The 26,828-nt window shown below is 68.9% G+C and carries 26 protein-coding genes; 12 read left to right on the top strand and 14 right to left on the bottom strand.

All coding sequences use genetic code 11. The annotated features are described in order from the left end of the window. Nucleotides 1-22: 22 nt before the first annotated feature. Complete coding sequence (locus E4191_RS04960) at nt 23-607, bottom strand: sulfotransferase family 2 domain-containing protein (RefSeq protein ID WP_135312415.1); 585 nt, start codon at nt 605-607, stop codon at nt 23-25. A 243-nt stretch (nt 608-850) separates the two neighbouring features. On the opposite strand from E4191_RS04960, the gene recA reads away from it, so the two are divergent. The 4 genes from recA (at nt 851) to E4191_RS04980 (ending at nt 5,929) form a co-directional block, all read left to right on the top strand. Further along, a complete protein-coding gene (recA, locus tag E4191_RS04965) occupies nt 851-1,924 on the top strand; it encodes a recombinase RecA (protein ID WP_135312416.1) in 1,074 nt (357 codons plus the stop codon). 203 nt (nt 1,925-2,127) lie between these two features. Continuing rightward, nucleotides 2,128-4,779: an alanine--tRNA ligase gene (gene alaS / locus E4191_RS04970; RefSeq protein WP_135312417.1), complete on the top strand. Its 2,652-nt coding sequence runs from the start codon at nt 2,128-2,130 to the stop codon at nt 4,777-4,779. Continuing rightward, nucleotides 4,776-5,075 carry a DUF1330 domain-containing protein gene (locus tag E4191_RS04975; RefSeq protein WP_131573198.1) on the top strand — a complete coding sequence of 100 codons (300 nt, stop codon included), beginning with the start codon at nt 4,776-4,778 and terminating at the stop codon, nt 5,073-5,075. The genes alaS and E4191_RS04975 overlap by 4 nt, the downstream gene beginning before the upstream one ends. Nucleotides 5,076-5,134: 59 nt before the next feature. After that, the gene (locus tag E4191_RS04980; protein WP_135312418.1) at nt 5,135-5,929 is read left to right on the top strand and encodes a class II glutamine amidotransferase; all 795 of its coding nucleotides are present in this window, start codon (nt 5,135-5,137) and stop codon (nt 5,927-5,929) included. A gap of 2 nt (nt 5,930-5,931) precedes the next feature. On the opposite strand, the gene E4191_RS04985 is transcribed toward E4191_RS04980, so the two are convergent. Continuing rightward, nucleotides 5,932-6,246 carry a DUF4177 domain-containing protein gene (locus E4191_RS04985; RefSeq protein WP_135312419.1) on the bottom strand — a complete coding sequence of 105 codons (315 nt, stop codon included), beginning with the start codon at nt 6,244-6,246 and terminating at the stop codon, nt 5,932-5,934. A 65-nt stretch (nt 6,247-6,311) separates the two neighbouring features. Beyond that, nucleotides 6,312-7,823 carry an Asp-tRNA(Asn)/Glu-tRNA(Gln) amidotransferase subunit GatB gene (gatB, locus tag E4191_RS04990; RefSeq protein ID WP_135312420.1) on the bottom strand — a complete coding sequence of 504 codons (1,512 nt, stop codon included), beginning with the start codon at nt 7,821-7,823 and terminating at the stop codon, nt 6,312-6,314. Nucleotides 7,824-8,121: 298 nt separating this feature from the next. Here gatB and E4191_RS04995 point away from each other — a divergent pair, with 298 nt between their 5' ends. Then, nucleotides 8,122-8,748, top strand: a complete 627-nt coding sequence (locus E4191_RS04995; protein ID WP_135312421.1) for a transglycosylase SLT domain-containing protein — start codon at nt 8,122-8,124, stop codon at nt 8,746-8,748. 91 nt (nt 8,749-8,839) lie between these two features. On the opposite strand, the gene E4191_RS05000 is transcribed toward E4191_RS04995, so the two are convergent. Continuing rightward, nucleotides 8,840-10,225, bottom strand: coding sequence for a M20/M25/M40 family metallo-hydrolase (locus tag E4191_RS05000; RefSeq protein ID WP_135312422.1), 1,386 nt, complete (start codon nt 10,223-10,225; stop codon nt 8,840-8,842). A 163-nt stretch (nt 10,226-10,388) separates the two neighbouring features. Between E4191_RS05000 and hemA the strand changes: the two genes are divergently transcribed. Then, nucleotides 10,389-11,618, top strand: coding sequence for a 5-aminolevulinate synthase (gene hemA, locus E4191_RS05005; protein ID WP_135312423.1), 1,230 nt, complete (start codon nt 10,389-10,391; stop codon nt 11,616-11,618). A gap of 162 nt (nt 11,619-11,780) precedes the next feature. After that, complete coding sequence (locus E4191_RS05010) at nt 11,781-13,007, top strand: helix-turn-helix domain-containing protein (protein ID WP_228461563.1); 1,227 nt, start codon at nt 11,781-11,783, stop codon at nt 13,005-13,007. A 33-nt stretch (nt 13,008-13,040) separates the two neighbouring features. Here E4191_RS05010 and E4191_RS05015 read toward each other — a convergent pair whose 3' ends face one another. Beyond that, nucleotides 13,041-14,090: a dipeptidase gene (locus E4191_RS05015; RefSeq protein WP_135312425.1), complete on the bottom strand. Its 1,050-nt coding sequence runs from the start codon at nt 14,088-14,090 to the stop codon at nt 13,041-13,043. 134 nt (nt 14,091-14,224) lie between these two features. On the opposite strand from E4191_RS05015, the gene E4191_RS05020 reads away from it, so the two are divergent. Together E4191_RS05020 and parA are read left to right on the top strand one after the other, a co-directional pair. Beyond that, nucleotides 14,225-14,551, top strand: a complete 327-nt coding sequence (locus E4191_RS05020) for an antibiotic biosynthesis monooxygenase family protein (protein ID WP_135312426.1) — start codon at nt 14,225-14,227, stop codon at nt 14,549-14,551. Between the two features lie 75 nt (nt 14,552-14,626). Further along, entirely contained in the window at nt 14,627-15,259 is a 633-nt protein-coding gene (gene parA / locus E4191_RS05025; RefSeq protein WP_135312427.1) for a ParA family partition ATPase, read from the top strand. Between the two features lie 45 nt (nt 15,260-15,304). On the opposite strand, the gene E4191_RS05030 is transcribed toward parA, so the two are convergent. Together E4191_RS05030 and E4191_RS05035 are read right to left on the bottom strand one after the other, a co-directional pair. Continuing rightward, nucleotides 15,305-15,607 carry a hypothetical protein gene (locus E4191_RS05030; RefSeq protein ID WP_135312428.1) on the bottom strand — a complete coding sequence of 101 codons (303 nt, stop codon included), beginning with the start codon at nt 15,605-15,607 and terminating at the stop codon, nt 15,305-15,307. Between the two features lie 137 nt (nt 15,608-15,744). Then, a complete protein-coding gene (locus E4191_RS05035; protein ID WP_135312429.1) occupies nt 15,745-15,933 on the bottom strand; it encodes a heavy-metal-associated domain-containing protein in 189 nt (62 codons plus the stop codon). A gap of 152 nt (nt 15,934-16,085) precedes the next feature. Between E4191_RS05035 and E4191_RS05040 the strand changes: the two genes are divergently transcribed. The 3 genes from E4191_RS05040 (at nt 16,086) to lepA (ending at nt 19,819) form a co-directional block, all read left to right on the top strand. Further along, nucleotides 16,086-17,009: a DMT family transporter gene (locus tag E4191_RS05040; RefSeq protein WP_135312430.1), complete on the top strand. Its 924-nt coding sequence runs from the start codon at nt 16,086-16,088 to the stop codon at nt 17,007-17,009. Between the two features lie 236 nt (nt 17,010-17,245). Further along, nucleotides 17,246-17,941, top strand: a complete 696-nt coding sequence (locus E4191_RS05045; protein ID WP_135312431.1) for a type 1 glutamine amidotransferase domain-containing protein — start codon at nt 17,246-17,248, stop codon at nt 17,939-17,941. A 78-nt stretch (nt 17,942-18,019) separates the two neighbouring features. Then, nucleotides 18,020-19,819, top strand: coding sequence for a translation elongation factor 4 (gene lepA, locus E4191_RS05050; protein ID WP_135312432.1), 1,800 nt, complete (start codon nt 18,020-18,022; stop codon nt 19,817-19,819). 84 nt (nt 19,820-19,903) lie between these two features. On the opposite strand, the gene E4191_RS05055 is transcribed toward lepA, so the two are convergent. The 7 genes from E4191_RS05055 to E4191_RS05085 form a co-directional block, all read right to left on the bottom strand. Continuing rightward, on the bottom strand, nt 19,904-20,287 hold the full coding sequence (locus E4191_RS05055) for a hypothetical protein (RefSeq protein ID WP_135312433.1): 384 nt from the start codon (nt 20,285-20,287) through the stop codon (nt 19,904-19,906). 260 nt (nt 20,288-20,547) lie between these two features. Next, nucleotides 20,548-20,655, bottom strand: coding sequence for an entericidin A/B family lipoprotein (locus tag E4191_RS05060; RefSeq protein ID WP_135314332.1), 108 nt, complete (start codon nt 20,653-20,655; stop codon nt 20,548-20,550). Between the two features lie 104 nt (nt 20,656-20,759). Beyond that, nucleotides 20,760-21,143, bottom strand: coding sequence for a D-ribose pyranase (rbsD, locus tag E4191_RS05065; protein WP_135312434.1), 384 nt, complete (start codon nt 21,141-21,143; stop codon nt 20,760-20,762). A gap of 10 nt (nt 21,144-21,153) precedes the next feature. Beyond that, nucleotides 21,154-22,335, bottom strand: coding sequence for a dipeptidase (locus E4191_RS05070; protein ID WP_228461565.1), 1,182 nt, complete (start codon nt 22,333-22,335; stop codon nt 21,154-21,156). 104 nt (nt 22,336-22,439) lie between these two features. Beyond that, complete coding sequence (locus tag E4191_RS05075; protein ID WP_135312436.1) at nt 22,440-24,260, bottom strand: M3 family oligoendopeptidase; 1,821 nt, start codon at nt 24,258-24,260, stop codon at nt 22,440-22,442. A gap of 142 nt (nt 24,261-24,402) precedes the next feature. Continuing rightward, nucleotides 24,403-25,203 carry a GNAT family N-acetyltransferase gene (locus E4191_RS05080; RefSeq protein WP_135312437.1) on the bottom strand — a complete coding sequence of 267 codons (801 nt, stop codon included), beginning with the start codon at nt 25,201-25,203 and terminating at the stop codon, nt 24,403-24,405. Between the two features lie 66 nt (nt 25,204-25,269). After that, the gene (locus tag E4191_RS05085; protein WP_135312438.1) at nt 25,270-26,793 is read right to left on the bottom strand and encodes a cryptochrome/photolyase family protein; all 1,524 of its coding nucleotides are present in this window, start codon (nt 26,791-26,793) and stop codon (nt 25,270-25,272) included. Nucleotides 26,794-26,828 lie beyond the last annotated feature (35 nt).

The raw sequence follows: 26,828 nt of genomic DNA on the forward strand, positions 1-26,828 counted from the left end.
GACGGACAGCATTCGCCGCGCGCTACAGCGCGTCGTAAAGCGCCAGGTCGCGGGCCATCGCCAGGCGCAGCGCGGCCTCGGCCCCGGGGTCCAGATTCACGTCGACGCTGGGCGGCACGTTGATGCGCGGCAGCTCGATCGCGCAGTCCAGCCGCCCCTCCAGGAAGTCGACGAAGCCGTCGATCCGGTCATAGCGGAAGATCCGGTCGACGCGCGTCTCGGCCTCGGTCAGGAAATCGACCTGCCGGCCGATCCCCATCCGGCTTGGTCCGTCGGGCTGGGCATAGCCCTGCGCGAACTCGGCAAAGCCGATCCCGGCCATCGCGTGATCCGGATCGTCGTCGTCATCGCGCAGCTTGAAGCGGTACCAGCTGCGCAGCCAGTCCACCGGCTCGCGCATCAGCGCCACGGTGGTGAACCTGTCCCCGGTCTGCGCCTCGAGCCAAGGGCCCAGATAGCGGCGGAAGCTGCCGATATCGGTATGCTTCAGCGCCGCCGGGCGCTGCAGCGAGGCCGAGGCCAGCGAATCCAGCGCCATCTCGATCGCCGTCGATCCGGCCTTGGGCGTGGCCAGGAACACCAGCCTCTGGTCCCAGAAAATCAGCATGCGTCGGGCCCCGATCTTGTTGTTTTGGCTGCACGGGGTGCTGGATAGCGGCCCCGTCCGGGGCTGTAAACGCTTTGTTAACCGGCCCGCGCGATCCTTGGGGCGAGGCGAATCACAAAACCACGTCTGCGTCCTTGAAACTCGCCGCGCAAAGGCGCATCTAGTTGTGAACAAGACATGAACATCCGGACGGCCGAACTGATTGCCCCGCCCGGAGGGCTGTGAAATAACAAGGTGGATCACATGGCACAGGCGAGCATCTTCGACATGACGGACAAACGCGCGGCGGCAGACAAGCAGAAGGCCCTGGACAGCGCCTTGGCCCAGATCGAACGGCAGTTCGGCAAGGGCTCGATCATGAAGCTGGGCAAGGACAATCCGGTGGCCGAGATCGAATCGACCTCGACCGGCTCGCTGGGTCTGGACATCGCCCTGGGGATCGGCGGGTTGCCCAAGGGCCGCATCATCGAGATCTTCGGGCCGGAAAGCTCGGGCAAGACCACGCTGACGCTGCATGTCGTGGCCGAGGAACAGAAGAAGGGCGGCGTCTGTGCCTTCGTGGATGCCGAACATGCGCTGGACCCGCTCTATGCCCGCAAGCTGGGCGTGAACCTGGACGAGCTGCTGATCAGTCAGCCCGACACGGGCGAGCAGGCGCTGGAGATCGTGGACACACTGGTGCGCTCGGGCGCGGTCAGCCTTGTGGTCATCGACTCGGTCGCCGCACTGACGCCCAAGTCCGAGATCGAGGGCGACATGGGCGACATGCAGATGGGCAGCCAGGCCCGCCTGATGAGCCAGGCGATGCGCAAGCTGACCGCCAGCATCGGCCGGTCGAACTGCATGGTCATCTTCATCAACCAGATCCGCATGAAGATCGGCGTCATGTTCGGCAATCCCGAGACGACGACCGGCGGCAATGCGCTCAAGTTCTACGCCTCGGTGCGTCTGGACATCCGCCGCATCACCTCGGTCAAGGACCGCGACGAGGTCGTGGGCAACTCGACCCGCGTCAAGGTGGTCAAGAACAAGGTGGCCCCGCCCTTCCGGCAGGTCGAGTTCGACATCATGTTCGGCGAGGGCATCAGCAAGGTGGGCGAGCTGGTCGATCTGGGCGTGAAGGCCGGGGTCGTCGAGAAATCCGGCGCCTGGTACTCCTATGGCGACGAGCGCATCGGCCAGGGCCGCGAGAATGCCAAGCAGTTCCTGCGCGACCGCCCCGAGATCGCCTTCGCGATCGAGGACAAGATCCGCGCCAGCCACGGCCTGGATTTCGGCGTGGCCAACAACGACGACGGGGCCGTCACCGAGGAATGATCGGTACCGGGACCAACTGAAAAGCGCGCGGGGGCCGACCCTCGCGCGCTTTTTCATGCCAACGTCATGCAGAGATCTGCGGACGATGTCCCGCAAGCGCCTCTGCGGGCCGGGCGATTGCTGGACAGGGCTGCGGGGCGGGGGTAGACCATGGGCCAGCCCGGCCCGTCCGGAAATCCCTTGTATTGCGATGAAGGCCCGCCATGCCCAGTCTGAATGACATCCGCTCGACCTTTCTGGGGTATTTCGAGAAGAACGGCCACCGCGTCGTCGACTCCAGCCCCCTCGTGCCGCGCAACGACCCGACCCTGATGTTCGCCAATTCCGGCATGGTGCAGTTCAAGAACCTGTTCACCGGGCTGGAGACGCGCGACTACCAGCGCGCCACCACGGCGCAGAAATGCGTGCGCGCGGGCGGCAAGCACAACGATCTGGACAATGTCGGCTACACGGCCCGGCACCACACCTTCTTCGAGATGCTGGGGAATTTCAGCTTCGGCGACTATTTCAAGACCGAGGCGATCCCCTATGCCTGGGAACTGCTGACCCGCGAATTCGGCATTCCCAAGGACCGGCTGCTGGTCACCGTCTATCACACCGATGACGAGGCCGCGAACATCTGGAAGAAGGTCGCGGGCCTGACCGACGACCGGATCATCCGCATTCCGACCAGCGACAACTTCTGGCAGATGGGCCCGACCGGACCCTGCGGCCCCTGCACGGAGATCTTCTTCGACCATGGCGACAAGATCTGGGGCGGGCCTCCGGGCAGCCCCGACGAGGATGGCGACCGCTTCATCGAGATCTGGAACCTGGTCTTCATGCAGAACGAGCAGTTCGAGGACGGCTCGATGCGGGCGCTGGACATGCAGTCCATCGACACCGGCATGGGGCTGGAGCGGATCGGCGCGCTGCTGCAGGGCAAGCACGACAATTACGACACCGACCTGATGCGGTCCCTGATCGAGGCCAGCGCGCATGCGACCAGTGCCGATCCCGACGGGCCGGGCAAGGTGCATCATCGGGTGATCGCGGACCACCTGCGCTCTACCAGCTTCCTGATCGCGGACGGGGTGATGCCCAGCAACGAGGGGCGCGGCTATGTGCTGCGCCGGATCATGCGCCGCGCGATGCGGCACGTCCACATGCTGGGCGCGGCCGATCCGGTCATGCACAGGCTGGTGCCCGCGCTGGTGCGCCAGATGGGCGCGGCCTATCCCGAACTGACCCGCGCGCAGGCGATGATCGAGGAGACGCTGCGCTCCGAGGAGACGCGCTTCCGCCAGACGCTGGACCGCGGCCTGCGCCTGCTGGACGACGAGCTGGCGCGCCTGCCCGAGGGGGCCGACCTGCCCGGCGAGGCGGCCTTCAAGCTGTACGACACCTTCGGCTTCCCGCTGGACCTGACGCAGGATGCGCTGCGCGAGAAGGGCCGCGCGGTCGAGGTCGCGGGCTTCGACACCGCCATGGCCGAGCAGAAGCGCATGGCGCGGGCGGCCTGGTCCGGCTCGGGCGAGGCAGCGGATGCGACGATCTGGTTCGAGCTGGCCGAGCGCCATGGCGTGACCGAGTTCTTGGGCTATGACACCGAAGAGGCCGAGGGGCAGGTGCTGGCGCTGGTCAGCGACGGCGCGGATGCCCCCGAGGCGGGCGAGGGCGCATCGGTCGCCATCGTGGTGAACCAGTCGCCCTTCTATGCCGAAAGCGGCGGGCAGGTCGGCGATACCGGGCTGATCCGGACCGAGACGGGGGCTGCCCGGGTCACCGACACCAGGAAGGTCGCGGGCGTCTTCGTCCACCATGCCGAAGTCACGATGGGCACGATCAGCCGCGGGCAGGGCGCGACATTGACCGTCGATCACGACCGGCGCGGTGCGATCCGGGCCAACCACTCGGCCACGCACCTGCTGCACGAGGCGCTGCGGCGCGCGCTGGGCGATCACGTTTCGCAGCGCGGCAGCCTGAACGCGCCCGACCGGCTGCGCTTCGACTTCAGCCACAACCACGCGGTGACGGCGGAACAGCTGGCGCAGGTCGAGGCCGAGGTGAACGGCTTCATCCGCCAGAACAGCCCGGTCGAGACGCGGATCATGACGCCCGACGATGCCCGCGCGATCGGCGCGCAGGCGCTCTTCGGCGAGAAATACGGCGACGAGGTGCGCGTCGTGTCGATGGGCGCCCATCCCGGCAGCGGCAAGGGTGCGGATGGCGCGACCTACTCGCTGGAACTCTGCGGCGGCACGCATGTGGCCCGGACGGGCGACATGGGGGCCTTTGCGCTGCTGGGCGACAGCGCCTCCAGCGCCGGGGTGCGGCGGATCGAGGCGCTGACCGGGCAGGCGGCGCTGGACCATCTGCGCGATGCCGACCGGCGGCTGACCGAGATCGCGGGCATCCTGAAATCGCAGGCCGCCGAGGTCGTGAACCGCGTCCGCGCGCTGGCCGACGAGCGCAAGGCGCTGGCCAACGAGGTCGCGCAGCTGAAACGCCAGCTGGCCATGGGCGGCGGCGACGCGGTGCAGGAGATCGCCGGCATCAAGTTCATCGGCCGCAGCGTCGAGGGCGTGGGCGGCAAGGAGCTGGGCGCGCTGGTCGACGAGATGAAGGCCCAGCTGGGCAGCGGCATCGTGCTGGTGCTGGCCGAGGCCGATGGCAAGGCCACGGTCGCGGCGGGCGTGACCCCGGATCTGACCGCCCGTGTCAGCGCCGTGGCGCTGGTGCAGGCCGCGACCGCCGCGCTTGGCGGCAAGGGCGGCGGTGGCCGTCCCGACCGCGCGCAGGGCGGCGCCCCCAGCCTGGAGGCCGCCGAGGCCGCCTTTGCCGATGCCCGCAAACTGATCGAGGAAAGCGCATGACCGCACTCTGGATTGCCCATGTCACCGTCACCGACCCCGAGGCCTATGGGCGCTATGCCCAGGGCGCCGGCCCTGCCATCGCCGCGCATGGCGGGGTCTTTCTGGCCCGCGCCGGGCGCTATCACGTGCTGGAGGGGGCGGACCGTGCCCGCCATGTGGTCGCGCGCTTCCCCTCGCTCGATGCGGCGGTTGCCTGTTATCACAGCAGCGAATACCAGGCGGCATTGGCACATGCCAAAGGCGCCAGCGAACGCGACCTCGTGATCGTGGAAGAGGCAGCACCCGCCACGGAATAGGTGAAGCCTTCATCCTTTCGTGCTAGGGCTGTCACAAAGCAGTCGTGAAGGGACAGCGCATGTGCCGGTGGGCCGCCTATCTGGGCGAACCGATCTTTCTGGAAGACATCGTCAGCCGGCCGGCGCATTCGCTGATCCGGCAGAGCCAGGGGGCGACGCGCTGCCCCACGCCGGTCAATGCCGACGGCTTCGGCATCGCCTGGTACGGCGAACGGCCCGAGCCCGGCCTCTACCGCGACGTGATGCCCGCCTGGTCGGACCCGAACCTGCGCAGCCTGGTGGGGCAGGTCCGCTCGCATCTGTTCATGGCCCATGTGCGCGCCTCGACCGGGACGGCGACCAGCCGCAACAACTGCCATCCCTTCGCCGCCGGGCGCTGGTCCTTCATGCATAACGGCCAGTTCGGCGGCTACGACGCCTTCCGCCGCCATGCCGACGTGCTGATCCCCGACGAGTTCTATCCGCACCGCAAGGGCGCCACCGACAGCGAGGCGCTGTTCCTGGTCGCCCTGGGCGAGGGGCTGGACAGCGACCCGCAGGGCGCGATGGAGCGGGCCCTGGGCAAGCTGGGCGGCTTGGCCTTCCAGCGGGGCACGGCACCCCATGTCCGCGCCGCCTGCGCCTTCTCGGACGGGCAGCGGCTCTATGCGCTGCGCTACAGCAGCGACGATCAGGCGCCGTCCCTGTACCACCGCTGGTCGGCCTCGCGGCAGGGCTGGGCGGTGGTGTCCGAGCCGCTGGAGACCGATCAGGCCGACTGGCAGGAGGTGCCCCCGGGCAGCTTCTGCATCTTCGAGAAGGACCGGGTGCAGATCCTGCCCTTCCACCCCGAGCGGCTCAGCGCCGCCGCCTGAACTCAGGCCGGATCGGGCGCGGTCGCCGTCGTCACGGGGGCGGGTGTCGCCTCGGGCTGGGGAAGGCGCTTGACCTCGGGGTCCGCCGCCTGCGGACGGCGGAACACCAGCACGTTGTGATAGACCGTCGCGCGCCCGGTCAGGCCGCTGCGCTCTTCGCTGGGCAGCACGTCGGCGCGCAGATATTCCCAGCCCTCGTCCGCCATCCGGTTCAGCTCTGCCGTCAGGGTCAGGGCGAAGCGGTCAGTGGGGGTCTTGGCCTCGCGGGACTTCTCGGTCCGGGTCGGAGCGGGAATGACGGAATATTCAAAGCGCATGGGCGGATCCTGTCGCGGAAGGGGGCCGAAAGGGGGTGCGGCCCCGAGGGGCCGCAGATCGGGGCTTACAGCCCCAGCTTCTGCGCCACCAGATCGTTGACGGCGGCCGGGTTGGCCTTGCCGCCCGTCGCCTTCAGCACCTGGCCCACGAACCAGCCCGCCAGCTTGGGATTGGCGCGGGCCTTCTCCACCTGGGCGGGGTTGGCGGCGATGATCTGGTCCACGGCGGCCTCGATCTCGCCCAGATCGGTCACCTGCTTCATGCCGCGCGCCTCGACGATGGCCGCCGGATCGCCGCCCTCGGTCCAGAGGATCTCGAACAGGTCCTTGGCGATCTTGCCCGAGATGGCCTTGTCCGCGATCAGGTCGATCACCCCGCCCAGCTGCGCGGCCGAGACCGGAGAGGTGGCGATCGTCAACCCCTCCTTGTTCAGGCGGCCGAACAGCTCGTTGATGACCCAGTTGGCGGCCATCTTGCCGTCGCGCCCCGCCGCCACGGCCTCGAAGTAGTCGGCATTCTCGACCTCGGCGGTCAGCACGCCCGCGTCATATTCCGACAGGCCCATGTCGCGCACGAAGCGCGCCTTCTTCTCGTCGGGCAGCTCGGGCATCGAGGCCGCGATGTCGTCGACCCAGTCCTGCTCGATCTCCAGCGGCAGCAGGTCGGGGTCGGGGAAGTAGCGATAGTCATGCGCCTCTTCCTTGGACCGCATCGACCGCGTCTCGCCCTTGTCGGGATCGTAGAGGCGGGTTTCCTGCACGATGCTTCCGCCATCCTCCAGAATGGCGATCTGGCGGCGCGCCTCGACGTCGATGGCCGCCTGGATGAAGCGCATCGAGTTCATGTTCTTGATCTCGCAGCGCGTGCCCAGATGCCCGAAATCGCCGGTTTCCTGGAAGCGTTCGTAATCGCCGGGCTTGCAAACCGACACGTTCACGTCGGCGCGCAGGTTGCCGTTCTGCATGTTGCCGTCGCAGGTGCCCAGATAGCGCAGGATCTGGCGCAGCTTCACGACATAGGCGGCGGCCTCCTCGGGGCCGCGGATGTCGGGGCGGCTGACGATCTCCATCAGCGCGACCCCCGTGCGGTTCAGGTCGACGAAGCTCATCGTCGGGTCCATGTCGTGGATCGACTTGCCGGCGTCCTGTTCCAGATGGATCCGCTCGATCCGCACGCGGCGGGCGACGCCGGGGGCCATGTCCACGATCACCTCGCCCTCGCCCACGATGGGGTGATAGAGCTGGCTGATCTGATAGCCCTGCGGCAGGTCGGGATAGAAATAGTTCTTGCGGTCGAACGCGCTGCGCAGGTTGATCGCGGCCTTCAGCCCCAGCCCGGTGCGCACCGCCTGCGCCACGCAGAACTCGTTGATCACCGGCAGCATGCCCGGCATGGCCGCGTCCACGAAGGCCACGTTGCTGTTGGGCTCCGACCCGAAGCGCGTCGAGGCGCCCGAGAACAGCTTGGCGTTCGAGGCGACCTGGGCATGGACCTCCAGCCCGATCACCAGTTCCCAATCCCCCTGCGCGCCTTGGATCACCTTGGGCTGGGGGGCGGTATAGGTCAGGTCAAGCATGGCGGGCCTCGTTGGCGGCAAAACGGTCTGGCAGGGCTTGTAGGGCAAGGCCGCGCGCTTGTCACGGGTCGCCGCGGCCCGCACCCGCCCTGCCGCGCGAATCGGCAGGGCGCGGGCGGAACCGTCTTTCTGCGGCATCCGGCGGGCGCGCGCGGGGGCGTCGGGCAGCCGTCGGCGGAAATCCGACCATGCGGCACGACCCCTGCGGCAGGTTCCCGCCGAGGTTGAATGGCCGCGCTTGCGGGATGGCCGGGACCGGCTATGGCAGGTTTCAGCGAAACAACCCCTTGAGGTCCCGATGCGCGTCGCGCTCTCCCTTGCCGCCCTTGTGCTGATGGCCGCCTGCGCCACGACCCCGACGGGCCCCTCCGAGGCCGAGATCGCGGCGGCCCAGGAGATGTCCCTGGCCCAGGTGCCTCCGATGCGGTGGGGAGACAGAAGCGGTTCCGACGCCTGGACCCGCGCGACGCTGGAGGCGCTGGACCGCGAGGGCGTGACGATCATGTCCCGCGTGCCCCATGACATCCAGGAATACTGCCCCAACTATCGCGCGCTGACCCAGACCGGCCGCAAGGCCTTCTGGGCGGGGCTGCTGTCCTCGGTCGCCAAGCACGAGAGCACCTACAACCCGCAGGCGGCGGGCGGGGGCGGGCGCTGGCTGGGGCTGATGCAGATCGCCCCGGCGACCTGGCGGCATTACGGCTGCAACGGCAACATCAAGGACGGCGCGGACAACATGTCCTGCGCGGTCAAGATCATGTCCCGCCAGGTCGGACGCGACAACGCGGTCGCCCGCGCCGAGGGCGGCTGGCGCGGCGTGGCCCGGGACTGGGCCCCCCTGCGCAGCGCCACCAAGCGCGCCGACATCGCGGCTTGGACCTCGAGCCAGAGCTATTGCACGGCGCCGGAGGTGGCGAAGGGCTGAAGAAGGCCGGGGGCCAGCCCCCGGACCCCCGGGATATTTTCGTGAAGAAGAAATGGAGGGCGGGCCGGGGAGGCGCCGCCCTTTCCTGTGGTCAGCGCAGGGCGGTCAGGATGCGGGCCCAGGAGCGGGCGCCCTTGGCATAGCTTTCGACGTCGTATTTCTCGTTGGGGGAATGGATGCGGTCGTCGTCGCGGGCAAAGCCGACCAGCATCGAATCCATGCCCAGGATCTGCTTGAAATCGCCCGCGATGGGGATCGAGCCGCCGGCGCCGATATAGGCGGCATCCTGACCCCATTCCTGGCCGAGCGCCTCCTTGGCCAGTCCGAAGGCGGGGTCCGAGATGTCCATGACGCTGGCGGGGCTGGCGCCGTGGTCGTGGAAGCTGGCGCGGCAGTCGGAGGGCAGGAAGCGGCGCACATGGTCCTGGAAGGCGGCGCGGATCGCCTCGGGGTCCTGGGTGCCGGTCAGGCGGAAGCTGACCTTGGCGCGGGCCTGGGCGGGCAGCACGGTCTTGAACCCGTCGCCCGCATAGCCGCCCGCGATGCCGTTGATCTCGGCCGTGGGGCGGTTCCACATCATCTCTAGCGGCGTGCGGCCCGCCTCGCCGATGGGGGTGGACAGGCCCACGCGGCCCAGGAACTCGGTCGCGTCGAACCCCAGGGCCTGCCAGTCGCGGGCCAGTTCCGGGGCCAGATCCTCGACCCCGTCGTAGAAGCCCGGCAGGGTGACGCGGCCCTGATCGTCCTTGAGCGCCGCCAGGGCCTGCGCCAGTACCATGATCGGATTGGCCGCCAGGCCCCCGAAGCTGCCCGAATGCAGGTCGCGGTCGGCGGCGTCGATCACCACCTCCTGTCCCACCAGCCCGCGCAGCTGCGTGGTGATGGCCGGGCGCCCGTCGGCATGGCGCCCGGTGTCGCAGATCACCGCCAGCGAGGCGCGCAACTCCTCGGCATGGGCGCGCAGGAAGGGGCGCAGCGAGGGCGAGCCGGATTCCTCCTCGCCCTCGAAAAGCAGGATCAGGTCCGAGGGCAGGGTGCCATGCACCGCCTTCCACGCGCGGAACGCCTCGACGAAGGTCATCAGCTGGCCCTTGTCGTCCGAGGCGCCGCGCGCGCGGATGACGCAGCCCTGCGGCGTCTCCTCAATGATGGGGTCGAAGGGCGGGCGGTCCCACAGGTCCAAGGGATCGACGGGCTGCACGTCGTAATGGCCGTAGAAGAGGAGCGACCGCGCGCCGCCGGGCTGGCTGCGGGCGGTGACCATCGGATGGCCCGGCGTGTCGTGGACGGTGACCTCGAAGCCCAGGTCGCGCAGGTCGGTGGCCAGCCAGTCGGCGGCGGCGCGCACATCGCCCGCATGGGCCGGATCGGTCGAGATCGACGGGATGCGCAGGAACCGGACCAGCCGGTCCAGCCCCGCCTCCAACCCCTGATCCAGATGCGTCAGGATGTCCTGCAGTCTTGCGTCATCGCCCATGATTTCTACCTTTTGCACCGAGGATCTCGGGTCCATGCCTGCGCCTTTCGTCGAATTGCGACGTTTTCGGCCTGTTTTCTTTGCGCTTTGACCTCTATCAAGGCACAACGCGCGCGGTCGGAGAATGATCGCACCCAGCCAGCTACGCAAGGGATCGCCCGCAATGAAGTATGACGCCGCTCTGGACCAGGCCATCTCTCGACTTCACGAGGAAGGGCGCTATCGCACCTTCATCGATATCGAGCGGGCCAAGGGCAAGTTCCCGCAGGCGGTGTGGAACCGCCCCGACGGCGAACGCCAGGAGATCACCGTCTGGTGCGGCAACGACTATCTGGGCATGGGCCAGCATCCGGTCGTCCTGCAGGCCATGCACGAGGCGCTGGACGCGACCGGCGCGGGCTCGGGCGGCACGCGCAACATCTCGGGCACCACGGTCTATCACAAGCGGCTGGAGACCGAGCTGGCCGACCTGCACGACAAGGAGGCCGCGCTGGTCTTCTCCAGCGCCTACATCGCCAATGACGCGACGCTCTCAACCCTGCCCAAGCTGTTTCCCGGCCTGATCATCTATTCGGACGAGCTGAACCACGCCTCGATGATCGAGGGGATCAAGCGCAACGGCGGCGCCAAGCGCATCTTCCGCCACAATGACCTGGCCCATCTGCGCACGCTGCTGGAGGCCGACGATCCCGACGCGCCCAAGCTGATCGCCTTCGAATCCATCTATTCGATGGACGGCGATTTCGGGCCGATCGCGGCCTTCTGCGATCTGGCGCAGGAATTCGGCGCGCTGACCTATCTGGATGAGGTCCATGCGGTCGGCATGTACGGCCCGCGCGGCGGCGGCGTGGCGGAACGCGACCAGCTGGCGGGGCGCATCGACATCATCAACGGCACGCTGGGCAAGGCCTTCGGCGTCTTCGGCGGCTATATCGCGGCCAGCGAGAAGATGTGCGACGCGATCCGGTCCTATGCGCCGGGCTTCATCTTCACCACCTCGCTGCCGCCCGCCGTGGCGGCGGGGGCCGCGGCCTCCATCGCGCTTCTGAAGACGCCCGAGGGGCAGAAGCTGCGCGACGAGCAGCAGCTGCATGCCCGCATCCTCAAGATGCGGCTGAAGTCGCTGGGCATGCCGATCATCGACCATGGCAGCCATATCGTGCCGGTCCATGTGGGCCATCCGGTCCACTGCAAGGCGCTGTCGGACATGCTGCTGCGCGATTACGGCATCTACGTGCAGCCGATCAACTTCCCCACCGTGCCGCGCGGGACGGAACGCCTGCGCTTCACGCCCTCGCCGGTGCATGATCCCAAGCAGATCGACCATCTGGTGCGGGCGATGGATGCGCTTTGGTCGCACTGCGCCCTGAATCGCGCTGAATTGAGCGCCTAGCTCAATCCACGGATGAACAGCTCTCGCCTGCGTGATACTCTCTGATTTAAGAAGACTTGATGGCCCGCGATTCGCGGGCATCACATAACGGCGGCGAGGCACACGGAAATGAGCAGGCTGCGGGTATATGACCCGGCAGAACAGAACTCGCAGGCGGATGATATGGTGCATATTCTCGACGACGACACCCGCCTGGGGGATCTGATGCGCGGGGAACGGGCGACGTTGGGCAAGTCCCTTCTGGACGTCCAGAGGGAGTTGCGCATCCGCGCCTCCTACGTTGCCGCGATCGAGAATTGCGACATTTCCGCCTTCGACACGCCCAGCTTCATCGCGGGCTATGTGCGGTCCTATGCCCGCTATCTGGGCATGGACCCCGACTGGGTCTTCCGCCGCTTCTGCCAGGAATCGGGTTTCCTGCCCACGCATGGAATGGCGCCCTCGGCCGCCGGACCCAAGCCCGCCCGCCGTCCCTCGGACCCCGCCGAGGCGCTGGCCAATCCGCGCGCGCTGTTCATTCCCCAGGAACGCGGCTTCCTGTCCGAGATCGAGCCGCGCGCCATCGGCGCCATCGCCGTTCTGATCGCGCTGATCGGGGGCCTGGGATACGGCACCTGGTCGGTCCTGCAGGAAGTGCAGCGCGTCACGCTGACGCCGGGCGACGACGTGCCCGCCGTGGTGGCCGAACTGGACCCGACGCAGGGCGCCGGCCTCTCCGATCCCGCCATCGAGGGCGCGGCGGCGGGCGACATCGCCCAGACCCTGCCGCAGCCCGAGGCGCTGGACCGACTCTATCGTCCGCAGATCCTCGAGGCACCGGTGCTGACCGCCCGCGACGGCCCCATCGCCGCCATCGACCCGGGCCTGCTGAACGGCACCGCCACGGTCGAGGACGTGATCGCCTCGGCCGGGAACGTGACCGAGGTGCCGCAGCCCGGGCAGGGCGCCGCACAACCCCAAGGCGAGGCGCCCGATGCCCAGCAGCTGGCCGAGGCTCCGGCCGAGGGCGGCGTGCGCACCCTGGCCCCCGATGCGCCGGGGCTGGAGCTGTTGTCCGTGCGCCCGGCCTGGGTGCGGGTGACATCGGCCGATGGCACGGTGCTGCTGGAAAAGATCATGGATGCAGGCGAACGCTTCGCCCTGCCGCCGCTGGAACAGCCCCCCGTCCTGCGCACGGGCAATTCCGGCGCGGTCTATTTCGCGGTGAATGGCCAGGCCTATGGCCCCGCCGCCCCCGGCGCGCAGGTCATCAGCGGGGTGGAGCTGTCCCCCACCAGCCTGACCGAACGCTTCGCCCTGGCCGACCTGCAGACCGATCCCGAACTGGCGCAGATGATCGCCATGGCCCAGATCGAGACGCCCGAGGATCCGGCCGACATGACCGACTGACCGAAGGGGCGGCGCCTGCCGCCCCGCAGGGCCTCAGCGTGCCCAGCACCGCTCCAGCATGCCGATCCAGTTGTCGCAGGCGATCTTGGCGATCAGCGCCGGGCCATAGCCATGCGCCTCCATCGCCGCGATCAGCCGGGGCAGGGCGGCGGCATCCCCCAGATCGCGCGGCATCAGCGCGCCGTCGAAATCCGACCCGAGCGCCACGCCGTCCTCGCCCAGGATCGCCAGCAGGTGATCCAGATGCCGGATCATCACGCCCAGATCCTCCAGCGGCAGCCGCCGCCCGTCGGGGCGCAGGAAGCTGGATGCGAAATTCAGCCCCACCAGCCCGCCGCTGTCGGCGATCTGACGCAGCTGCCGGTCGGTCAGGTTGCGGCTGCTTTCGCAGATCGCATGCACGGCGCTGTGGCTGGCCACCAGCGGCGCGTCCGACAGTCGCGCGACATCGTCGAACCCCGCCTCGTTCAGATGCGACAGATCCAGCAGGATCCCGAGCGCGTTGCATTCGGCCACCAGTGCGCACCCGGCGGGCGTCAGCCCGGCACCGATACCCGGCCCTGCGGGATGTGCGAAGGGCACCCCGTGGCCGAAGCGCGTGGGCCGTGACCAGACCGGCCCCAGGGACCGCAGCCCCGCCGCGTGCCACAGGTGCAGCGCGTCCATGTCGCGGATCGCCTCGGCCCCCTCCATGTGCATCACGGCGGCGATGCGTCCCTCGGCCAGGCAGGCGCGCAGCCCGGCCGCATCGCGCACCACCCGCAGCGTGCCCGTCCGCTCCAGCGCCAGCAGGGCCGCGGCCTGGGCGAAGGCATGGGGCAGGGCCGTGTCATGGGGGATCTCGTCCGGCAGGGGCAGGGCGAAGGGCGGGTTCTCCATCGCGTGCAGCGCGCCCGCATCGGTCAGCCCGGAGGGCGAGGGGATCCAGATGGCGAAGAACCCGCCCACCAGCCCGCCCGCCTGCATCCGCGGCAGGTCCAGATGCCCCGTCCCGTCGCCCTGCAGCCACAGCCGCGCGCCGTTCGGTCCCGCCGCCACCAGGCGCTGCAGGAAATCGTTATGGCCGTCGAACACGGGCGTCATGGCTGGTCCTCTCGTGATGTCGCCTGAAGTTTGCATATCCTGCAATCGCCCCGCAATGGCGCATCGCGCCTTGCATGGCCTGCGCGCCGCTCTAGGCTGAAGGCGTCACGCCCTGCGCAGCGAAAGGCCAGCCCATGCCCAGCATCACGTCGGACTTCGACGGCCAGACCGTCATCACCACCTTCGAGGTCACCCCCGGCAGCGCGCAGGACGTGCTGGACCTTCTGACCGAGGCCTGGGCGGAGGTGATCAGCCGGCGCACCGGCTGCCTGGGCGGGGCGATCCACCTGAACGACGCGCAGACCCGCATCGCCACCTATTCCCAGTGGCGCGACCGCCGCGATTACCAAGGCATGCTGCGCGACCCCGAGATGCGCCGCCGCAATCGCCAGATCCACGAGATGTGCAAGAGCTTCGAGCCGGTGATGTACGAGGTCCAGTCGGTCTATCCGCAGGGCTGATGCTGCAGCTGCATAAAAGCCCGTGCAATCACCCGCGGCGCTCAGTAGGCTCTGGCGAAACGGACGGAGGACGGCATGGCGGGGCGGATCATCACGGTGGCCCAGCAGAAGGGCGGCTCGGGCAAGACGACGTTGGCGGTGAACCTGGCGGTTTGCCTTCATGCGCGCGGGCATTCCGTGGCGCTGGTCGACACCGACCCGCAGGGCAGCATGGGCCGCTGGTTCATGGAGCGCATGGGCGTCAAGGGCGAGGACGAGGCGCTGGACTTCTCGACCTCCTCCGCCTGGGGCGCCAGCTACGAATCCGAGAAGCTGAAGAAGCGCTTCGATTACGTCATCATCGACACGCCGCCCAAGATCGACAGCGACCTGCGGCCCGCGCTGCGGGTGGCCGATCTGGTGGTGGTGCCGGTGGCGACCAGCCATGTCGACCTCTGGGCGACCGAGGGCGTGCTGGATCTGGCGCGGCGCGAGAAGGCCGAGGTGCTGGTGGTGCTGAACCGCACCCGCCCCAACACCAGGCTGTCGGTCGAGGTGGCGCAGAAGGCGGTCGAACTGGGGGCCGAGGTGGCCGCGACGCAGGTGTCGAACCGCGTCGTCTATGCCGAGACGCTGGGCTTGGGCCTGGGCGCGATCGAACGCCCCAAGGGGCCCGCCACGGCCGAGATGGCCGCGCTGACCGACGAGATCCTGGCCCGGATCGGCTGACCGCCCCTGCGGGCGGCCAGTGGCCTTAGCAGATGGCCTAAGGCCTCAGCGGCACAGACGCTCGGACTGCGCGGCAAAGTTGCGATAGCGGCGCCAGAAGGCGTTGTCGGCATCGCTCTTCGAGGTGCGGACCTCCTGCGCGCGATGCGGGTCGCGGAAGAACTGCGCCGCGCGGCGCTGGTCGGACCGCGACAGGGTCTGGTTGGCGACCTGCTGGATGCAGCCGCACAGGGGCGCATTGCCCCGCGCCCGGTCGGACCGCACGCAGGCGCTGTCGACCGGTCCCGCCATCGCCAGCGGGGTGGTCATGACGATCGCGGCGGCCGCGATAATGAAACGGTTCAGCATGGACTGTCTCCTCGATTGCCTCGAACGGGCCTGCGATGGGCCGGTTGATCCGGTCTTGGTCGCGCAGGCGCCTGGGGAATCTCATATCAGCATCGGTGCCTCGGCTCAATCACGCTTGCGGCATGAGCGGGGGCGGGTCAGACGACGGGCTGCGGGGGAAAGCCCGCCTCGCGCAGCACCGCCACGGCCTGTTCGGGCGACAGCCCCTCGATCGTGACGCGCCTTTGCGGCAAATCCACTTGCGCCCGGCCTCCGGCCCCGGCAATGGCGGTTTCGATGGCGGCCTTGCAATGGCCGCAGCTCATGTCGGGTACGGAATAGATCATCGGGCCTCCACGGATCTCCGGGGGCGATCATGCGGCGCCCGGCGCGCCGTGGCAAGCGGTGCGGAAACACCCGGCAGGGGCCAGGAAGGCAGGGCGGCGATGAGGGACCAGCAGACCACGGACCGGACCGATTGCCGCGCGGGGCCGCGCCCATGATCGGCGCGGGCCTGACCGACAACGGGCGCGCGGCGCTGTTCATGATCGCCTCCATGGCCATGTTCGCCATCGAGGACGCCTTTCTCAAGATCCTGACCCGGACCATGCCGATCTGGCAACTGCTGGCGATCGTCGGCGCCATCTCGGCCCTGATCTTCGGGCTGCGCCTGCGGCTGCGCGGGCAGCGGCTGTGGACGCGGGCGCTGGGCCATCCGATGGTCCTCATGCGCAATCTGGGCGAGATCGTGGGCGCGCTGAGCTTTCTGACCGCGCTGGCGACGGGCGATCTGTCCACGACCTCGGCCATCCTGCAGGTGCTGCCGCTGACGCTGGTGCTGGGGGCGGCGCTGTTTCTGGGCGAGGCGGTGGGTTGGCGCCGCTGGGCCTCGGTCGTCGTGGGCTTTGCGGGCGTGCTGCTGATCCTGCGCCCGGGCACGGCGGCCTTCGATCCGGCGATGCTCTGGGCCTGCCTGGGGGTGGCGGGGCTGACGCTGCGCGACCTGGCGACGCGGCGCATTCCGGCGGGCGTGGCCTCGGACCAGCTCTCGGGCTCGGCCTATGCAGCGATCCTGGTGGCGGGGCTGCTGCTGGGGCTGGCGACGGGGACGGGGCCGGTGATGCCCGATCCGGCGCAGGTGGGCCTGCTGGCGGGGACGGTGGTCTTCGGCGTGCTGGGCTATGCCACGCTGGTCGCCGCCTCGCGCCTGGGCGAGGCCTCCGTCGTGGCGCCCTTCCGCTATGCCCGGCTGGGCTTTGCGCTGCTGGTCGCGGCGGTGGTCTTCGGCGAGCGGCCCGACCTGCCCATGCTGGCCGGATCGGGGCTGATCGCGCTGGCGGGCGGCTATGCGATGTGGCGCGAGGCCCGCAAGCCGCGCCGCCCCGCCCCCGTCGACGGGCTGATCCGCCCCGGCCCCAGCTGATCCCCGCAGATGCCCGCGCCTGCGGCTGCGGGCGGGGGCAGGCCGGCCACGGCCCCCTCGAGGGGCCTTGCCGGCCGCGCGCCCCTGCGGGGCCCGCCCCGGCCCCTGACCGGCCGCCTCACGGGCGACGCGGCGGCACGGGAACCTCGGGACGGCGGCGATCATTGTCGGGGTGACAGACGGCACGCCACCCGGGCGCGCGCGTCAGGTTCCGCATGACGACAAGGAGGCATCCCATGCCCAAGGCCCTGATCATCCTCACCTCGCACGACCGCTTGGGCGACACCGGCACGCCCACCGGCTTCTACTGGGAGGAGCTGGCCGCCCCCTACTGGATCCTGTCCGATGCCGGCTGGCAGGTCGAGCTGGCCAGCGTCCTGGGCGGCAACCCGCCCGCCGATCCCTCCTCGGCCACCGACGAGACGATGACCGACGAGGTCCGCCGCTTCATGGCCGACGACGCCGCGATGAACCGCCTGGCCCATACCGAGAAGCTGGACGAGATCGACGTGTCGGGCTGCGACATCGTCTATCTGCCCGGCGGCCACGGCACCATGTGGGACCTGCCCGGGTCGCAGGCCCTGGGCCAGCTGCTGGCCTCGGCCTGGGACAAGGGCGCGGTCATCGGCGCGGTCTGCCACGGCCCGGCGGGGCTGCTGTCGGCACGCCTGCCCTCGGGCAAGCCGCTGGTCGACGGGCGCCGCGTCGCGGGCTTCACCAACAGCGAGGAGGAGGCCGCGGGCCTCACGGGCACCGTGCCCTTCCTGCTGGAGGACCAGCTGAAGGCGCAGGGCGCGCGCCACGAGAAGGGCCCCGACTGGCAGCCCTTCGCCTTGGCCGACGGGCGGCTGGTGACGGGCCAGAACCCGGCCTCCTCGGCGCAGGTCGCCCAGCTGATGCTGCAGGCCGCGGGCCAGCCCGCCATCCGCTGACCCGACCGGCTGCGGCCAATCGCTCGGGCGCCGCGAAACCCTCTTTTCGTGGCGCCCGCACCCCTGTATAGCCCGGCCATGACCGAGCTTTCCCTCATCCGCAATTTCTCGATCGTGGCGCATATCGACCACGGAAAATCCACTTTGGCCGACCGGCTGATCCAGTCCACGGGCACTGTCGCGGATCGCGACATGAAGGCCCAGATGCTGGACAGCATGGATATCGAGCGCGAGAGGGGGATCACCATCAAGGCCAACACGGTCCGGATCGCCTATCCGGCCAAGGATGGCCAGACCTATGTCCTGAACCTGATCGACACGCCCGGCCATGTCGACTTCGCCTACGAGGTCAGTCGGTCCATGCGCGCGGTCGAGGGCTCGCTGCTGGTCGTGGACGCCACGCAGGGGGTCGAGGCGCAGACCCTGGCCAATGTCTACCAGGCCATCGACGCGGGCCACGAGATCGTCCCGGTCCTGAACAAGATCGACCTGCCCGCCGCCGAGCCCGACCGCGTGAAGGCCCAGATCGAGGACGTGATCGGCATCGACGCCGAACATGCCATCACGATCAGCGCCAAGACGGGCTTGGGCATCCCCGACGTGCTGGAGGCCATCGTCACCCGCCTTCCCGCCCCAAAGGGCGACCGCGACGCGCCCTTGAAGGCGATGCTGGTCGACAGCTGGTACGACGCCTATCTGGGCGTCGTCGTGATGATCCGCGTCATGGACGGCGTCATCCGCAAGGGCGACCAGATCAAGATGATGCAGACCGGCGCCAGCCACCGCATCGACAAGCTGTCGGTCCTGACGCCCGCCATGGTCGACATCCCGGAACTGGGCCCCGGAGAGATCGGCGTCTTCACCGGCTCGATCAAGCAGGTCCGCGACACCCGCGTGGGCGACACGATCACCCAAGAGCGCCGCGCCTGCACCACGGCGCTGCCCGGCTTCAAGCCCGCGCAGCCGGTGGTCTTCTGCGGCCTCTTCCCGGTCGACGCCAACGACTTCGAACCCCTGCGCGACGCCATCGAGAAGCTGGCCCTGAACGACGCCAGCTTCTCCAGCGAGATGGAGACCTCGGCCGCGCTCGGCTTCGGCTTCCGCTGCGGCTTCCTGGGCCTCCTGCATCTCGAGGTCATCCGCGACCGTCTGGAACGCGAATACGATCTGGACCTGATCACCACCGCCCCCTCGGTCGTCTTCCGCCTGCACATGCGCGACGGCGAGGTGAAGGAACTGCACAACCCCGCCGACATGCCCGACCTATCGCTGGTCGACCATATCGAGGAGCCGCGCATCAAGGCCACGATCATGGTCCCCGATGACTATCTGGGCGATGTGCTGAAGCTGTGCCAGGACCGCCGCGGCATCCAGCTGGACCTGACCTATGCCGGCGCCCGCGCGATGGTCGTCTATGACCTGCCGCTGGCCGAGGTGGTCTTCGACTTCTACGACCGGCTGAAATCGGTGACCAAGGGTTATGCCAGCTTCGACTATCAGATCAGCGAATACCGCGAGGATTTCCTGGTGAAGATGTCGATCCTGGTGAATGACGAGCCGGTGGACGCGCTGTCGATCATGGTCCATCGCGACCGCGCCGAGGCGAGGGGTCGGGTCATGGTGGAGAAGCTGAAAGAGCTGATCCCGCGCCACATGTTCAAGATTCCGATCCAGGCCGCCATCGGCGCCCGCGTGATCGCACGCGAGACCCTGTCGGCCATGCGCAAGGACGTGACCGCCAAATGCTATGGCGGCGACGCGACGCGCAAGAAGAAGCTGCTGGAGAAGCAGAAGGCCGGCAAGAAGAAGATGCGCCAGTTCGGGAAAGTCGAGATCCCGCAGACGGCATTCATCCAGGCGCTGAAGATGGACAGCTGATCGGGCCCCGGACAAGGGTCGCGCCGGTCAGGCGCGATCCTCTGCCCGGCCCCTGACGACAGGCCTCGCCCGTCGCGCGTGATCTCAGTCCCGCCACAGCGGCACGATCACCCGGCAATGACCCGACACCGCCGCCCCGACCGAGATCGCGCCGTCCTGCGGCCCCGCGCCGAACTGCGATAGCCCGGCGCCCTCGGCCCGCTCGGCCGGGTCCAGCGTGAACAGGATCCCCGCCCCGGCCTCGCGCGGCTTCGGGCTGGCGCGCCAGAGCCGCGTGCCGACCGGCTGGTTCAGCACACGCTGCGCATAATCGCCCGCCGCGCACCAGTAATCCGTATCCGCCCGGCCCGAGCGGAAGGCGACCGCGATCCCGGTGGCGCCGACCTGCGCGACCTCCATCCCGTTTCGCGCCGTGAACGCCGCCGCAGGCAGCGGCAGCATCAGCAAGACGATCAGCCATCCGCGCATCCCGACCTCCTCCGGTCTTCCCGGCCCAAAGCAGGGGCCACGCCCGATGATCCCACCCCGGGGCACGGGATGCAATTGCGACAATCCGTCAGGGCGCTTGAGCCTTGACGGGTCCTGAACGCACCGCCCGCAAGCGGTGTCCATCCTGTGCCGCCCCTGTGCCGCGGCGGTGCATCCCGGGTGCGGCCCCATCGCGGGACAAGAAAAAGCCCCCCGGCAGCACGCTGCGGAGGGCCTTGTCGTCGTCGGTCAGGACGGGATCACATCCCGGCCTGAACCTCGGCGCTCTCTTGCTGCACGACCGCGCCGGCGGTCGAGATGTCGCGTCCGGCACCCTGCACGGTCTCGCAGGCAGCCAGCGTCATCATGGCCAGAACGGCGCTCAGGCCCAGGATCTTCTTCTGCACGGCACACTCTCCTTGTGGATAACCATCTGACCTTGCAACGCAATCCTTGAAGCATCGGTTCCCGGCTAAAACGCGACGCCCGCATATAGGCAGATATTCGCATAGGGCGTGAACTCTCCCGTCCGCACGACCGCCCGCGCCTCGGCCATCGCGGCCTTCAGCGCGTCATGCGGCATCGGCGAGACCGCCCCGATCTGCCGCGCCCGGAACCGCGCCGCCAGATCCGCCCCGGCCTCCTGCGCCAGGGCCGAGCGTTCCACGACCATCTCGGCCAGCACCGCGTCCAGAACATCGAAAACCCCGGGAATCCCGCGGGTTACGGCCAGATCGACGACCCGCACCCCGCGCGGCACCGGCAATCCGGCATCCCCGATGACCAGCAGATCGCCATGCCCCATCGCGGCCACCAGCCCCGACAGTTCGGCATGCAACAGTACCGTGCGTTTCATTCGTGTCTCCTCAATCCTCGGGAAGCATCTCGGCCAGATAGCGCATCATGTTGCCGCCCATGACCTTGACGATCTGCGCCTCGTCCAGGCCCTGATCCAGCAGCGCCTGCGTCAGCGCCGGCAGATGCGCCGCATCGAAGGGCACATCCACCGACCCGTCCCAGTCCGAGCCGAGCGAGACGTGATCCTCGCCCGCGACCCCGATCGCCGCGACGATCGCGCCGGCCACATCGGCGGGCGTGGTGCCGCAGACGACATCCGACCAGAAGCCGATGCCGATGATGCCCCCGGCCCCGGCGATGCGCGCGACCAGATCGTCGGGCAGGTTGCGCGGGCTGGGGCAGTGGCTGGCGATGCCGGTATGGGACAGCACGGGCCGCGTGCCGGGCAGGGCCAGCACGTCCTCGACCATCCGCGGGGCGGCATGGGTGACGTCGACGATCATCCCCCGCGCGACCATGCCCTGCACCACCTCGCGCCCGAAATCCGACAGCCCGTCGCCGCTGCCGCCCTCGCCATGCAGGCTGCCGCCCAGCTCGTTGTCGAAGAAATGCGTCAGCCCCATCAAGCGGAAGCCCGCATCGTGCAGAACATCCAGATTGGCCAGATCGCCCTCCAGCGGATGCCCGCCCTCGGATCCCAGGATCCCGCCCAGCACCCGCTCTCCGGCCGCGCGGCGCTCCAGCAGCGCCTGCAGATCGCCCCGCGTGCGGATCACCGTCAGCCGGTCGGGCGCCCGGTCGGCGGCGCGCTGCAATGCCGCCGCCTGCACCAACGCCCGTTCGCGCAGGGAGAACCACGCCCGCGGCGGTCGCAACTGCCCTATGAACAGGGGCGTGATGTTGTCGCCCCCCGCGGCGCTGTTCCGATCATAGTTCTGGCCGCGCGGGCTTTTCGTCACCGTGGTGAAGACCTGCACGGCCATGTTCCCCTCCAGCAGGCGGGGAATGTCGGTATGGCCGCGGTCGACGCGGTGCAGCAGGTCGCGGTCCCAGAGCAGCGCGTCCGAATGCCAGTCCCCGATGACCAGCCGCTCGTGCAGCGCCTGTGCCTCGGGGCCCACCGGCCAGCCTTCGGCGGGCATGGTGACCGGGTTCATCCCCCGCTCCACGTAAGCCGGGGCAAGGACCAGAAACCCCGCCAGCGTCACCACCCCCACCGCTGCCAGACCAAGCACAATCCGCCGCACCACATTCCTCCGCGCAAAAAAGCCCCCCTCGGCCCCCTGCATTGGTCCTCAAATATCCGCGGGGTGCGGGGGCGGCAGCCCCCGTGGGCCACCCCCCGGACCGAGGATCACGCCTCCAGCGCCTCCAGCTCGTCGATGAATCCCTCGATCATCGACAGGCCCTTGTCCCAGAAGGCCGGGTCCGAGGCGTCCAGCCCGAAGGGCGCCAGCAGCGTGCTGTGATGCTGCGATCCGCCGGCCTTCAGCAAGGCGAAGTATTTCTGCTCGAAATCGGGCAGCCCGTCCTCGTAGGCGGCATAGAGCGCGTTCACCAGCCCGTCGCCGAAGGCATAGGCATAGACGTAGAAGGGCGAATGCACGAAATGCGGCACATAGGTCCAGAAGGTCTCGTATCCCGGCATGTACTCGAAGACCGGGCCGAGGCTTTCGTGCTGGACGGCCATCCACAGCGCGTTGATGTCGTCGGGGGTCAGCTCTCCCTCGGCGCGGGCCGCGTGCAGGCGGCATTCGAAATCGTAGAAGGCGATCTGGCGCACGACCGTGTTGATCATGTCCTCGACCTTGCCGGCCAGCAGGGCCTTCTTCTGCGCCGGATCGGTCGTTTTCGCCAGCAGCGCGCGGAAGGTCAGCATCTCGCCGAAGACCGAAGCCGTCTCGGCCAGGGTGAGGGGGGTCGAGGCCAGCAGTTCCCCCTGCTGCGCGGCCAGCCGCTGGTGGACGCCGTGGCCCAGCTCATGCGCCAGGGTCATCACGTCACGTGGTTTGCCCAAATAGTTCAGCAGGATATAGGGATGCGCGGTGGTCACGGTCGGATGGGCGAAGGCGCCCGGGGCCTTGCCCGGCTTGACGGCGGCGTCGATCCAGCCGCGATCGAAGAAGGGACGGGCCAGCTCGGCCAGCTCCGGAGAGAAGCCCGCATAGGCGTCCAGCACCGTGGCGCGCGCCTCGGGCCAGTCGATGCTGCGGGGCGTCTCGGTGGGCAGGGGCGCGTTGCGGTCCCAGACCTGCAGCTTGTCCAGCCCCAGCCATCTGGCCTTGAGCGCATAGTAGCGGTGCGACAGGCGCGGATAGGCCTTGGTCACGGCATCGCGCAGCGCCTCGACCACCTCGGGCTCGACATGGTTGGACAGGTGGCGCCCATGCTGGGGGCTGGGCATCTTGCGCCACTTGTCCTCGATGGCCTTCTCCTTGGCGAGCGTGTTGTGGACGCGCGCGAAGAGGCCGACATTGGCGGTGAAGACCTTGGCCAGCGCCCGGGCGCCCGCCTCGCGGCGCGCGCGGTCGTGGTCGGTCAGAAGGTTCAGCGTCGCCTCCAGCCCCAGGGTCTCGCCGTCCACCTCGAAGGTCAGCCCGGCCATCGTCTCGTCGAAGAGCCGGTTCCAGGCGGCGGCGCCCACGACCGAGGCGTCGTGCAGGAACTGTTCCAGCTCGTCGGAGAGCTGGTGGGGGCGCATCGCGCGCATCCGGTCGAAGACCGGCTTGTAGCGGGCGGGACCGTCGGAGGCGGTGAAGACCGAACTGTAGGTTTCATCGGGGATGCGGTTGAATTCCAGCCCGAAGAAGACCAGCGGCGTGGTCAGGTCGGTGATCTTCGCCTGCAGGTCGCCCATCTGCTTGGCGCGCGTGGGATCGGTGGTGTTCTGGTAATAGCGCAGGCCCGCATAGGACATGATGCGCCCGGCCAGGATGTCGATCTGCTGGTAGGTCTCGATGCAGGCCAGCATCGCCTCGGGCGTGAGGTCCGCCAGCTTGCCCTGATACGCGGCGGCGAAGGACTGGACCATGGCGCCGAGCCGGTCGATATCGGCGGCAAGTTCCGGGCTGTCGGGCGCGGGATAGAGATCGGTCAGGTCCCATTCGGGGAGGGCGCCGAAATCGCCCTGCGCCAAATTGGCCTCTGCGGCGTCGAATACCATCTGGGTCGGCATGATCGGTCCTTTCTGTCGGTTGGTCCCGATGTGGAGGCTGGGGCGGCCGGGTGCAAGCCTGTGCGGGGTGGCGGGGCCGGTGGGGGGCGCTGCCCCCCTCGCGTTCCGCGATCCCCCCGGGATATTTTCGCCAAGATGAAAGTCAGGGCGCGTGGAAGGCCGGGGCGTGGGTGATCCGCGAGCCGGGGGGCAGCGCGCCATGGATCTGCAGGGCGGGGCCGGACCAAGGGGAGGCGAGATCGGCGGGGACGAAGCCGCAGCCGGCGTAGAGTTCGGGATCGCCCAAGGTGACGACCGGGCGGTCGCCGGCGGCAGCGAGAGCGGCGGCGGTCAGGGCCCGGCCCAGGCCGCGGCGCTGCAGGGCGGGGTGGACGGCGAGCGGCGCCAGGGCGAGGGCGGGCCGCTCGGCCTGCAGGGGCGAGAGGGCGACATGGGCGATGGGCACGCCTTCGGCATGGGCCAGCAGCGAGACGGCCAGATCGCCCTCGGCCCGCAGGCGGCGCAGCAGTCGCGCCTCGTCGGGGCGGCCGAATGCGATGGTCAGCAGGCGGTCCAGCGCCTTGTGGTCGCCGGGGGCCTCGGGGCGGATCAGGGGCCGCACCTCGTGGCGGTGGAAATCGCGGGTGAGGGCGCGGCTGGCTTGGCCCCAGGGGCTGGCCGTGGTGCGGGTCTGGTGGGTGGCGAAGGCCGCATCATCGGCGAAGAGCTCGGTCAGGGTCCAGACCATCGGATCCTCGGACTGCTCGACATCGAAGCGCAGGCAGCCGGGCTCGGCGCGGCTGAGGGCGCGGTGGTCGGGCAGCAGGTCCAGCGCCGTCAGCATCTGTGACATGTCGGTGCAGATAAGGCGCCCGTGCAGCGCCACCAGGGGCCGGGCCAGCGGGACCGGGCGGCCCGAGACATCTGCCTGGGCAGGGTGGTGGTGGCCGCAGGCGCAACTCATCGGGGGTCCTTCCGGTCGGGTCGCCCGCAGCATCGGCGGCGCGGCGCGGGACGTCAAGCGCTCGGCTCAGACCGGCTCGCCCGCATCCAGGCGCTGCAGGAAATCCGCCGCCTCGGCCCGGATCGTCTGGCGCCGGTCGGCCTCCATGCGGTCCCAGGTGCCGTAGACCCGGCCGATGCGGGGATTGGCCTCGAACCGGTCGCGGTGGCGGGCAAGGAAGTCCCAATAGAGCAGGTTGAAGGGGCAGGCGTCGGGTCCGGTCTTGGCCGCGACCTTGTAGGCGCAACCCTTGCAGTAATCCGACATCTTGTTGATGTAGTTGCCGGAACTGACATAGGGCTTGGAGCCCACCACGCCGCCATCGGCGAACTGGCTCATCCCGATGACATTGGGCGCCTCGACCCATTCATAGGCGTCGATATAGACCTCGAGATACCATTCATGGACCTGATGGGGGTCGCAGCCCGCCAGCAGGGCGAAGTTGCCCGTAACCATCAGGCGCTGGATGTGATGGGCATAGGCATGGTCGCGGGTCTGCCCGACCGCGTGGGCCAGGCAGTTCATCTTCGTGGGCGCCCCCCAGTAGAGCGGCGGCAGGTCGCGGTCATGCCCGAGCGTGTTGCGCGCGGTGTAGTCGGGGCCTTCGAGGAAGTAGACGCCGCGCATGTATTCGCGCCAGCCGATGATCTGGCGAATGAACCCTTCGGCCGAGTTCAGGCGCGCGCGGCCCTTGGCATAGGCGTCCGCCGCTGCCTCGCAGACCTCCAGCGGGGACAGAAGCCCTGCATTGATGTAGGGCGACAGGATCGAGTGGTGCAGGAAGGGATCGTCCTGCAGCATAGCATCCTGATAGGGACCGAACTCGTCCAGCGAATGGGCGATGAAATGGTCCAGCACCTGCAGCGCGCCCTCGCGGTCGGTGGCGAAGGTGAAGGGGCGCAGCCGGCCGAAATTGTCGGGAAAGCGGGCCTCGACCAGATCCAGCACCTCGGCCGTGATGTCGTCGGGGTCGAACCGGGGGGGCTTGATGCGCAAAAGGTCCGCTTGGGCGGGCTTGCGGTTGTCGTGGTCGTAGTTCCATTTGCCGCCCTCGGGCTGGTCGCCCTCCATCAGCAGCCCGGTCTTGCGGCGCATCTCGCGATAGAACCACTCCATCCGCAGTTCCTTGCGGCCCTCGGCCCAGGCCTCGAATTCGGCATGGCTGGCCAGGAAGCGGTCGTCGGGCAGTTGCCGCAGGGGGATGGGCAGCTCATCCAGCGCGGCGATCAGGCGCCATTCGCCGGGCTGGGTGGCGATGACCTCGGAGGCGCCATGCTCGGCTGCGCGGCGCAGCAGCTCCGAGGGGATGGACTGGCCGTTGTCGGGATCGTCCAGCGCCGTGTAGGCGACGTTCAGCCCCTCGGCGCGCAGCGCATGGGCGAACTTGCGCATCGCGGCGAAGAGGAAGGCGATCTTCTTGGGGTGGTGGCGGACATAGCTCGCCTCGGACATCACCTCGGCCATGACGATCACATCGTCGGGGCGGGCCTCGCGCAGGGCGGACAGGTCGCGGGTCAGCTGGTCGCCCAGCACAAGGATCAGACGCGGCATGGGGCACCCCCGAGGACGACAGGACGCGCAGGGTG

It is taken from the genome of Paracoccus liaowanqingii (assembly GCF_004683865.2).
In the GTDB taxonomy this organism is placed as follows: domain Bacteria; phylum Pseudomonadota; class Alphaproteobacteria; order Rhodobacterales; family Rhodobacteraceae; genus Paracoccus; species Paracoccus liaowanqingii.

Bases quoted from the DNA above. Each gene is read 5' to 3' on its own strand.
- E4191_RS04960 (WP_135312415.1), bottom strand. From the start codon at position 607: ATGCTGATTTTCTGGGACCAGAGGCTGGTGTTCCTGGCCACGCCCAAG.
- recA (WP_135312416.1), top strand. From the start codon at position 851: ATGGCACAGGCGAGCATCTTCGACATGACGGACAAACGCGCGGCGGCA.
- alaS (WP_135312417.1), top strand. From the start codon at position 2,128: ATGCCCAGTCTGAATGACATCCGCTCGACCTTTCTGGGGTATTTCGAG.
- E4191_RS04975 (WP_131573198.1), top strand. From the start codon at position 4,776: ATGACCGCACTCTGGATTGCCCATGTCACCGTCACCGACCCCGAGGCC.
- E4191_RS04980 (WP_135312418.1), top strand. From the start codon at position 5,135: ATGTGCCGGTGGGCCGCCTATCTGGGCGAACCGATCTTTCTGGAAGAC.
- E4191_RS04985 (WP_135312419.1), bottom strand. From the start codon at position 6,246: ATGCGCTTTGAATATTCCGTCATTCCCGCTCCGACCCGGACCGAGAAG.
- gatB (WP_135312420.1), bottom strand. From the start codon at position 7,823: ATGCTTGACCTGACCTATACCGCCCCCCAGCCCAAGGTGATCCAAGGC.
- E4191_RS04995 (WP_135312421.1), top strand. From the start codon at position 8,122: ATGCGCGTCGCGCTCTCCCTTGCCGCCCTTGTGCTGATGGCCGCCTGC.
- E4191_RS05000 (WP_135312422.1), bottom strand. From the start codon at position 10,225: ATGGGCGATGACGCAAGACTGCAGGACATCCTGACGCATCTGGATCAG.
- hemA (WP_135312423.1), top strand. From the start codon at position 10,389: ATGAAGTATGACGCCGCTCTGGACCAGGCCATCTCTCGACTTCACGAG.
- E4191_RS05010 (WP_228461563.1), top strand. From the start codon at position 11,781: ATGGTGCATATTCTCGACGACGACACCCGCCTGGGGGATCTGATGCGC.
- E4191_RS05015 (WP_135312425.1), bottom strand. From the start codon at position 14,090: ATGACGCCCGTGTTCGACGGCCATAACGATTTCCTGCAGCGCCTGGTG.
- E4191_RS05020 (WP_135312426.1), top strand. From the start codon at position 14,225: ATGCCCAGCATCACGTCGGACTTCGACGGCCAGACCGTCATCACCACC.
- parA (WP_135312427.1), top strand. From the start codon at position 14,627: ATGGCGGGGCGGATCATCACGGTGGCCCAGCAGAAGGGCGGCTCGGGC.
- E4191_RS05030 (WP_135312428.1), bottom strand. From the start codon at position 15,607: ATGCTGAACCGTTTCATTATCGCGGCCGCCGCGATCGTCATGACCACC.
- E4191_RS05035 (WP_135312429.1), bottom strand. From the start codon at position 15,933: ATGATCTATTCCGTACCCGACATGAGCTGCGGCCATTGCAAGGCCGCC.
- E4191_RS05040 (WP_135312430.1), top strand. From the start codon at position 16,086: ATGATCGGCGCGGGCCTGACCGACAACGGGCGCGCGGCGCTGTTCATG.
- E4191_RS05045 (WP_135312431.1), top strand. From the start codon at position 17,246: ATGCCCAAGGCCCTGATCATCCTCACCTCGCACGACCGCTTGGGCGAC.
- lepA (WP_135312432.1), top strand. From the start codon at position 18,020: ATGACCGAGCTTTCCCTCATCCGCAATTTCTCGATCGTGGCGCATATC.
- E4191_RS05055 (WP_135312433.1), bottom strand. From the start codon at position 20,287: ATGCGCGGATGGCTGATCGTCTTGCTGATGCTGCCGCTGCCTGCGGCG.
- E4191_RS05060 (WP_135314332.1), bottom strand. From the start codon at position 20,655: ATGATGACGCTGGCTGCCTGCGAGACCGTGCAGGGTGCCGGACGCGAC.
- rbsD (WP_135312434.1), bottom strand. From the start codon at position 21,143: ATGAAACGCACGGTACTGTTGCATGCCGAACTGTCGGGGCTGGTGGCC.
- E4191_RS05075 (WP_135312436.1), bottom strand. From the start codon at position 24,260: ATGCCGACCCAGATGGTATTCGACGCCGCAGAGGCCAATTTGGCGCAG.
- E4191_RS05080 (WP_135312437.1), bottom strand. From the start codon at position 25,203: ATGAGTTGCGCCTGCGGCCACCACCACCCTGCCCAGGCAGATGTCTCG.
- E4191_RS05085 (WP_135312438.1), bottom strand. From the start codon at position 26,793: ATGCCGCGTCTGATCCTTGTGCTGGGCGACCAGCTGACCCGCGACCTG.